General features: G+C 28.0%; 1 protein-coding gene. It reads right to left on the bottom strand.

What is annotated here, in order from left to right; translation table 11 throughout:
* Positions 1–259 precede the first annotated feature (259 nt).
* Positions 260–818: hypothetical protein (locus tag HU235_RS12350; protein WP_174880403.1), on the bottom strand; the 559-nt coding region annotated here is incomplete at its 5' end.

The raw sequence follows: 818 nt of genomic DNA, 5'->3' as shown, positions 1-818 counted from the left end.
GTCAACACATTAGTCTATTAACGGTCTCAGTTGTTTATTCAATATCAATGATCGGATATCAAAATAATGATAATTATAATTACTTATTTTAGAGGTTTCCAGAGTATTGAAGTGCAATATTTTGTAAAAAGTAAAGTTACAAAAGCAGACAAATTACTATCCAACCTGCTCTTGTATAAATCGGGCATTTAAAAGAGATCCCTTCCTTACACCGTAAAATATTACTATTATATTTATTAAAAATAAATATATTAATGGGTTATTTTCGTTTATTCCTTACAACATAACCCCCTTCACTTACATCAAACCTATATATTACTTGTAATGGATCACTTTCAAGATAATTTAATAAATCCTGAATGCTAGCATGGTTATCTTCAATTTTAAAACTTTTACCATTCTTTCTAATCTCATTAAAAGGTCTTTGTAATTCCAGCAAAATGGCAAAGATGTCATCCCTATCATATTGACCATATTTAAAGAATTCATATAAAAACTCTGCAGATTTTCCAACTGGTAAAAGCTGTACTAATTTAACTATGACGTTCTTTTCTAATTTATCGAGTACAAGTTTAGAATCCTCAACCAAGTTCTCATAAATTTTCTGAGAAATAGCAGGGGTGATATTTAATTGTTTAAAATTATCTGTGATTATTTCTAAATTAAGTTCGATGTTTGACGAATTAACAATTAAGCTATCAAACAATTCTTGGTCCATCTTAATACTTTCGATTCTTATAGGATTATCCAACAAATATATACTTGCACTATTAGAATCAAAACCTCTTAACTTATTAAATAGTCTTTGATCCCATTGT

Origin of the sequence: Metabacillus niabensis (genome assembly GCF_902829255.1) — a bacterium.
Taxonomy (GTDB): Bacteria; Bacillota; Bacilli; order Bacillales; family Bacillaceae; genus Metabacillus; species Metabacillus niabensis.
The sequence above is the reverse complement of the archived record's forward strand: the minus strand, read 5'-3'. Positions and strand labels throughout refer to the sequence as shown.